Annotated in this window: 11 protein-coding genes; all 11 read left to right on the top strand. The window is 65.8% G+C overall.

Going from position 1 to position 4948, the window contains the following annotated elements; translation table 11 throughout:
- The first annotated feature begins 82 nt into the window (after positions 1-82).
- The 11 genes from A5785_RS15435 to A5785_RS15390 all read left to right on the top strand — a co-directional run bounded on the left by A5785_RS15435 (position 83) and on the right by A5785_RS15390 (position 4907).
- On the top strand, positions 83-535 hold the full coding sequence (locus tag A5785_RS15435; protein ID WP_064867343.1) for a hypothetical protein: 453 nt from the start codon (positions 83-85) through the stop codon (positions 533-535).
- A gap of 38 nt (positions 536-573) precedes the next feature.
- The gene (locus A5785_RS23335) at positions 574-954 is read left to right on the top strand and encodes a hypothetical protein (RefSeq protein WP_064867341.1); all 381 of its coding nucleotides are present in this window, start codon (positions 574-576) and stop codon (positions 952-954) included.
- 26 nt (positions 955-980) lie between these two features.
- On the top strand, positions 981-1310 hold the full coding sequence (locus A5785_RS23330; RefSeq protein ID WP_064867339.1) for a hypothetical protein: 330 nt from the start codon (positions 981-983) through the stop codon (positions 1308-1310).
- Between the two features lie 92 nt (positions 1311-1402).
- The gene (locus A5785_RS15420; RefSeq protein WP_064867337.1) at positions 1403-2410 is read left to right on the top strand and encodes a DUF3560 domain-containing protein; all 1008 of its coding nucleotides are present in this window, start codon (positions 1403-1405) and stop codon (positions 2408-2410) included.
- Positions 2411-2812: 402 nt separating this feature from the next.
- A complete protein-coding gene (gene nrdH, locus A5785_RS15415) occupies positions 2813-3061 on the top strand; it encodes a glutaredoxin-like protein NrdH (protein WP_064867335.1) in 249 nt (82 codons plus the stop codon).
- 29 nt (positions 3062-3090) lie between these two features.
- Positions 3091-3249, top strand: a complete 159-nt coding sequence (locus tag A5785_RS23525; RefSeq protein ID WP_197494569.1) for a hypothetical protein — start codon at positions 3091-3093, stop codon at positions 3247-3249.
- A 19-nt stretch (positions 3250-3268) separates the two neighbouring features.
- A complete protein-coding gene (locus A5785_RS15410) occupies positions 3269-3934 on the top strand; it encodes a DnaB-like helicase N-terminal domain-containing protein (RefSeq protein WP_064867333.1) in 666 nt (221 codons plus the stop codon).
- Positions 3935-3939: 5 nt separating this feature from the next.
- Positions 3940-4149 (top strand): hypothetical protein, encoded by a 210-nt coding sequence (locus A5785_RS23325; protein ID WP_156525478.1) that lies wholly within the window; start codon positions 3940-3942, stop codon positions 4147-4149.
- A gap of 10 nt (positions 4150-4159) precedes the next feature.
- The gene (locus A5785_RS23320; protein WP_064867329.1) at positions 4160-4423 is read left to right on the top strand and encodes a WhiB family transcriptional regulator; all 264 of its coding nucleotides are present in this window, start codon (positions 4160-4162) and stop codon (positions 4421-4423) included.
- Complete coding sequence (locus A5785_RS15395) at positions 4420-4668, top strand: hypothetical protein (protein ID WP_064867327.1); 249 nt, start codon at positions 4420-4422, stop codon at positions 4666-4668. Before A5785_RS23320 ends, A5785_RS15395 begins: the two co-directional genes overlap by 4 nt.
- Before the next feature lie 53 nt (positions 4669-4721).
- The gene (locus A5785_RS15390) at positions 4722-4907 is read left to right on the top strand and encodes a hypothetical protein (protein WP_064867325.1); all 186 of its coding nucleotides are present in this window, start codon (positions 4722-4724) and stop codon (positions 4905-4907) included.
- The last annotated feature ends 41 nt before the right edge of the window (positions 4908-4948 follow it).

Genomic DNA, 4948 nt, shown 5'->3' with positions numbered 1-4948 from the left:
CCCTTGCCCACTCCCACGGTCGGCTACGAGACGGCAGGTACCAAAGCAATCCACCAGACCCAACGCCCCCAGGAGACCACCCGTGAGCACCACCACCGACACCCCCAAAGGCTTGCGCCTGAGCGTCTATCGCAACGCCGCCGGCACCGACTGCACCCTGGGCGGCATCACCGCTACCCACACCGACGTGACCCTCGTCGGCTACATCACCGACGGCGACGAGAGCACCACCCGCGAATCACTGCGTGAGGACGTACTACCGCAGCGCGCCGCGACCATGCTGCCGCGAGAGTGCCGAGTGTTCACACCCACCGACGACGCCCCCGCCGTTCTCGTGCGTTACTCCGCATCGCTCTACCCGAACGGCGTCGGCCGTGCAATTCACCTCATTCCTGCCGACCTCCCAGCCGGACGACACGCCATGTTCGGCGGCAACTACAGCGGCGTCGGAGACACCCGATTTGGTCAACTCACCGAGCAACTGACCGGGTATCGCCACTACATCGTTCCCGTTCACGACCGCATCGAATCCTGACCGGCCACCAGCCCACCACACACGAGAGGACAAACCCCATGCAGATCACCCGCCGCGAGTACGACCGCAAACGAGCACACAACTACGCAGGCCCCCGCGCCGAGCTCGCTGACCCCGGCGCCGCATGGATGCACGGTCACACCCACTGGATGCTGCACAACGACAACGGCGCAACCACTCTGACCGCCGTCACCATCGTCGACACCGACGCCTACCGGCACGGCTACGCCACCGGACGCGCAGCCGCCGACCACCGCGACCCCCACACCATCACCGCCGGTGCAGTCAGCATCCCCAGCCGCTACACCGGCCAACCCGCCGAAACAGCAGACGGATTCAGCCGCGACGCCAACGACTACGCCCACGGCTACCACGACGCCATCCTCGACGCCCGCGCCCAGACCAGCCGCGACCGCTGACCACTCACGAAAAGGACACTGAGCCAATGACTTTCATCTACCTAGACACCGAGAACGCCGCCGCGACCTACTACCCCACCCCCGCAGCAGCCGACAAACACCTCAGCACCGACGACCCCCACACCACCCCGGTTCTCGTCCTCGACAACCGCCACGACCGCGACGGCCTGGCCATCACCGGCACCCCCGCACAGATCCGCGCGTTCGTCCGCCAAATCACCCAAGCACTCGACGACTACACCCCCACCGCAGCCGACGTCGAGACCACCACCGACAGCGGATGGATACACACCGTCAGCGGCGAGACCTGCGCCGACCCGTTCATGTGCCACCACGGCCACACCAGCGCACGCTAAGCGCGCCCCATGACTGACGTCACCCTGCGCCGACTCCGCGCAGCGATCGACGCCACCGACGACTAACCCCAGCACCGAAAGGACACCCCGACATGGCTGACCTCACCATCACCCACACCCACACTGACGGAACCCTCATCGACGGCACCAGCAAAGGCGACGGCACCAACGCGATCCTGAAAAGCGCCGGGTGGCGGTGGTTTCGCAACCTCGGCACGTGGGGAATCCCCCACAGCCGCGACCGCCAGCCGAAGACCCACATCATCGACCGCGCCCGCACCGCCCTCGAACAAGCAGGCCACACCGTCACCCTCGACATCGACAACACCCACCGCGACACCGCCACCGTCGAAGCCGACCGCGCCCAACGCCAACAAGACCGCGCCGACGCCCTCGACGCCAAGGCAGCACGCCGCCACGACCAGGCCGACGCCGCATGGCAACTCCACCACGACGCCACCGCCGCACTCCCACCGTTCGGCGAACCCGTCAAAATCGGCCACCACAGCGAACGACGCCACCGCAACGCGCTCGACAAAGCATGGAACAGCATCGGCACCGCCGTGCACGCCCAGAACGACGCCGACGAAGCCGACCGCCGCGCCCAGGTAGCCAGCCGCACCACCGAACACCGCTACAACCCGGTTACCGTCGCCAACCGCATCGACAAACTCGAAGCCGAACAACGTGCCGACCAACGCCGACTAGACGGCCACACCCGCACCGTCGCCAACCTCCCCGGAGGTCAGAAACTCACCGAGACCACCACCGCAGCTACCGGCGACTACCGCCAGGCCATCACCGAGCGCATGGCCCAACGCGCCGACGACATCGCCTACTGGCGCGCCGTGCGCGCCGACCAGATCGCCGCCGGCCACACCGGCGACTACAGCCGCGACACCATCGCCAAAGGCGACCAGAGCGAGATCCGCTTCCACGGCTGGGTACCCGTCTTGCGCGCCAACGCCAAAACTGTCAGCGTCGAAACCCCAGCACCCTACGGCGGCCGCCTCATCCGCCGCACGATCCCCTACCAGGAAATCCAAGGCCACCGCCCACCACACACCGACAACAACGACGACACGACAGACGCCCTCTAGCCCAGCCACGCCCGGTCACCCCTCCCAGGTGGCCGGGCCGGGGCTGCTGGCGCGGGCATCGAGCCCGCGCCAGCAGTCACCTGTGGTCACCTCGCCTAGCGCGGACGCCCCTTCCTGACCGCCGGATTATCACAAGCACGAGCCGCGCCCCTGTCAATTACATTCCACCAAATAATTGGCACGCGCTCTATTTCGCTACCGCTCAATACCGCTTATTTCGCGCCAATTACCCGGCTCCATTACATGGACAGAAACACAACTCGCACATGATAGGCAGCCAACAGGAAAAGGCACAATACGGCATCACGAAATGGTCAATACATGTTGTGCCGCAACACAATACGCTCTATAATAGAATGTGTATCGCAGACGTCCGCGCTCCCGGGAAGAAGGTCACCGAAAATGAATGAGAACCCCGACATCACCGTTTACTCCAAGCCCGCATGTGTGCAATGTAATGCGACCTACAAAGCCCTCGACAAGCAAGGATTGACCTACCGCGTGGTCGACGTCACCCAGGACTTCGACGCCCGTGACTACGTCCTCTCACTCGGCTACCTCCAGGCCCCAGTCGTCGTCGCCGGAGACCATCACTGGGGAGGTTTCCGGCTGGACCGCATCAAGGCACTCGCCCACAGTGCGGCAGCGTGAAGAGACACCCCCACCTGAACAGGACGACCATGGCAATCGACTACTCCGCTCGCGCCATTCGGTACTGGGCACAATCCGAGCACGCTCACGCAGCCGGGGATCCCCAACTCACCCAGGAGCTGGCCGACATCGCCGCCCACTGCGACGCGTGGGCACACGAAGACCTCACCGGCGTCCAGGCGCCCTAGCTGCCTGACAATTCCCCTCATGGACCCCACCGACATCGACCCGGACCCCGACAGGAGTGACGACGACATGACCGCCTCACTGAGCGAGCTACCCGTCGAGGAGATCCCGCCGGCCGACGTCGACAACCTCGTCGAGGACGACGCCTACACCTCAGTCGGATCACTCGGAAACGACCCCGAAGCGGAGGTCGCCGTCGCCACCGACCTCGAGCAGGAACTACTGTCCGCGCTGATGTGGGCCCCGCCGGCCATCGCACGCGCCGTCGCCGCCCAGCTCGACACCAAACACTTCTGGGTTCCCCAACATGCACGCATCTTCGCAGCGATCGTCACCGTCGTCGCTACGAACGCCGCACCCTCTCCCGCTCTGGTCAATGCGCAGTTGCTGGCGACCGGTGGACAGGGTGAGTTCAGCACCCGAAGCGCGCAGCAAACCATGCTCACCCTGGTCGCTCCCACGCACCGGCCGGTCGCTGTTGCCGGCCAGGTGCCCTACCTCGCCATCGCCGTCATCGACGGGTGGTACCGCCGCGGCTACACCGCACTGCTCACCGCGATGGACCAGCGCCGCCAAGAAGCACCGATCGAGGAACTGTCCGGGCACTGGGCACAGCTCACCCGATACCAGCAACGCGCCGAATCCGAATGGCTCACCCGCCGCCAAGCCCTCACCGAAGTGGAGTGATGACAATGACCATGACCGACACCGAATATGGCCACGAGACAGACGAATACCGTCAGCGCCTCGCCCACGACCTCCACAAGATCGACGGCCTGCCCCTGGCCGCGATCGCCGACGAATTCAACGTGTCGCTGCCCGAGATCCAGAACTGGATCGCCGCCTACATCGCCCGCAGCAACGCCGCGGTCGCCGCCACGCAACCACCGCTGTTCGAGTGAGAGCACCACCATGACCACACCGTTCGATCCGACCGACACCGAAAGTGGGTGGGAGACCGACGGACTGTGCCGCCAGGTCGACCCGGACCTGTGGTTCCCCGACATCGGTGAACGCGACACCGCCGCCAAACGCATCTGCGCGCACTGCCCCGTCACCGAGAAGTGCTTGGACTGGGCACTGGCCACCGACGAGCGGTTCGGAGTCTGGGGTGGCCTCTCTCCCGCCGAACGACGACGCTTGACCCACCACGACACACAGTGCCGAGCATCATGAGCACACAACCGAAGGACGCCCCGATGATCACGTGCCCGGACTGCGGCTACGTCTACCCCCCGGGCACCATCGCCCTGGGTGGCGAGATCCTGGACCCCGTCGTCGAGTCCGGTGGGCAATCAGGCCACCCGGCCCACTGCGACCGGTCCGAAGCACCACACATCGGCGGGCCCAGTCAGGGCCTCTATCAGCAGCTCCCCGGTACCTGGCCCCGGCAACAACAGCAACGCCGCAGGCCCCGGTAACACCGGTGAGCAGGTAGAATCGACCATGAACCACCACAGGAAGGTGATCGCTGATGGCTACCACCACCACACGCACTGACGAGCAGATGCTCGCCGCCGCCGACGCAGGCCACGAGATGGCCGGCATGGTGGCCACCGACGCCGACCGGGCCGCCGCGCTGCGTGTGCTGCACGGCGAGACCACCCCCGAGCAGGAAGCCGCCGCGGTCCTCGCTGAAATTCGGTCACGCCACTCTTAGTGACCACGTCCTCATCATCCGGCGACGAGGCCGGGCAGGTT

It is taken from the genome of Gordonia sp. 852002-50395_SCH5434458 (genome assembly GCF_001665905.1).
GTDB classification, from domain to species: domain Bacteria; phylum Actinomycetota; class Actinomycetes; order Mycobacteriales; family Mycobacteriaceae; genus Gordonia; species Gordonia jacobaea.
Note: the sequence above shows the minus strand (reverse complement) of the source record. Positions and strands in the feature narration are given on the sequence as shown.

Coding starts and splice junctions, on each gene's coding strand:
- A5785_RS23335 (WP_064867341.1), top strand. CDS start 574: ATGCAGATCACCCGCCGCGAGTACGACCGCAAACGAGCACACAACTAC.
- A5785_RS23330 (WP_064867339.1), top strand. CDS start 981: ATGACTTTCATCTACCTAGACACCGAGAACGCCGCCGCGACCTACTAC.
- A5785_RS15420 (WP_064867337.1), top strand. CDS start 1,403: ATGGCTGACCTCACCATCACCCACACCCACACTGACGGAACCCTCATC.
- nrdH (WP_064867335.1), top strand. CDS start 2,813: ATGAATGAGAACCCCGACATCACCGTTTACTCCAAGCCCGCATGTGTG.
- A5785_RS23525 (WP_197494569.1), top strand. CDS start 3,091: ATGGCAATCGACTACTCCGCTCGCGCCATTCGGTACTGGGCACAATCC.
- A5785_RS15410 (WP_064867333.1), top strand. CDS start 3,269: ATGGACCCCACCGACATCGACCCGGACCCCGACAGGAGTGACGACGAC.
- A5785_RS23325 (WP_156525478.1), top strand. CDS start 3,940: ATGACCATGACCGACACCGAATATGGCCACGAGACAGACGAATACCGT.
- A5785_RS23320 (WP_064867329.1), top strand. CDS start 4,160: ATGACCACACCGTTCGATCCGACCGACACCGAAAGTGGGTGGGAGACC.
- A5785_RS15395 (WP_064867327.1), top strand. CDS start 4,420: ATGAGCACACAACCGAAGGACGCCCCGATGATCACGTGCCCGGACTGC.
- A5785_RS15390 (WP_064867325.1), top strand. CDS start 4,722: ATGGCTACCACCACCACACGCACTGACGAGCAGATGCTCGCCGCCGCC.